A 1,291-nucleotide genomic window follows, 5' to 3' on the forward strand; every position below is an offset into this window, starting at 1 on the left:
CTGCGCGATGCCGTAGCCGCCGCCAGGCCGGCCCCGGTCGTGGCGGCTGCCGCGGCGACCGCCACGCCGGGCGACGACTGGGAAACCTTCTGATCCGGATCCGGATGCGCACGCAGGCCTTCAGTCCGCGCCGCAACTGCCGTAAACCACTCTGACATCCCGCGCAGCGCCACGTCCGCGGCGCTCCGACACCGCACCGAGAGGATCCACCATGGACATGATCGACGCCACCCAAGTGGCCCGCCACGAAGCCCAGCGCCAGGGCAACCGCGCCGGCGCTGGCGCCCAGCCGGGCCGTGAGTACCTCAGCTTCCGCCTCGGCACCGAGGAGTACGGCATCGACATCCTGAAGGTGCAGGAGATCCGCAGCTACGAGCCGCCGACCCGCATCGCCAACGCCCCGAGCTTCCTCAAGGGCGTGATCAACCTGCGCGGTGTGATCGTGCCGGTCGTCGATCTGCGTGTGAAGTTCGGTTGCGATGCTCAGATCACGCCCATCACGGCGGTGATCGTGCTGGCTGTCAAGGGCCGCGTCATCGGCGCCGTGGTCGACTCGGTGAGCGACGTGCTGGACCTGCCGCACGACGCCATCAAGCCGGCACCGTCGATGGGCGCGGTCGTCGACACCAGCCACCTGATCGGCATCGCCACCGTGGCCGAACGCATGCTGATCCTGATGGACATCGAGTCGCTGATGACGAGCGCCGAGCTCGGCGTGATCGACGCGGTGGGCTGAGTCCGGCCACGCGCGGCGGCTCCGCCGCGCTCCCCCGCCGACGGCGCCCCGAGGGGCGCCGTTGCTCATGGGGCCGACGGGAGGCGCAGCGCGGGCCTGCGTGAAACGCGCGACACTCGTCGCAACGCGACTCCCGGACTTCCGGCATGCCCCTGCAACTCCTGACCCCTCACAGCAAGGACCTCGGTGGCGGCTTCACGGTGCGCCGCCTGCTGCCGTCGGCCCTTCGGCAGGCCGTCGGGCCCTTCGTGTTCTTCGACCACTTCGGCCCGATCACCGCCAGCCCCGCCGACGACCACGACGTGCGGCCGCATCCGCACATCGGCCTGGCGACGGTGACCTACCTGTTCGAGGGCGCGATGCAGCATCGCGACTCGACCGGCGTCTCGCAGCGCATCGAGCCCGGGGCAATCAACTGGATGACCGCCGGCCAGGGCATCGTGCACTCGGAGCGCACGCCCGAGGACCTGCGCGGCGTCGCGCGGCGCAGCCACGGACTGCAGCTGTGGGCGGCGCTGCCGGCCGAGCACGAGGACGTGGCGCCGCGCTTCGAGC

Annotated in this window: 2 protein-coding genes; both read left to right on the plus strand. The window is 71.2% G+C overall.

Features of this window, described 5'->3' with window-relative positions:
- Positions 1-211 precede the first annotated feature (211 nt).
- The gene (locus x551_RS22360; protein WP_011828187.1) at positions 212-736 is read left to right on the plus strand and encodes a chemotaxis protein CheW; all 525 of its coding nucleotides are present in this window, start codon (positions 212-214) and stop codon (positions 734-736) included.
- A 146-nt stretch (positions 737-882) separates the two neighbouring features.
- On the plus strand, positions 883-1,291 hold a 409-nt coding region (locus tag x551_RS22365; RefSeq protein WP_036251736.1), incomplete at its 3' end, for a pirin family protein.

The organism is Methylibium sp. T29 (assembly GCF_000576205.1).
Lineage (GTDB): Bacteria > Pseudomonadota > Gammaproteobacteria > Burkholderiales > Burkholderiaceae_C > Methylibium > Methylibium petroleiphilum.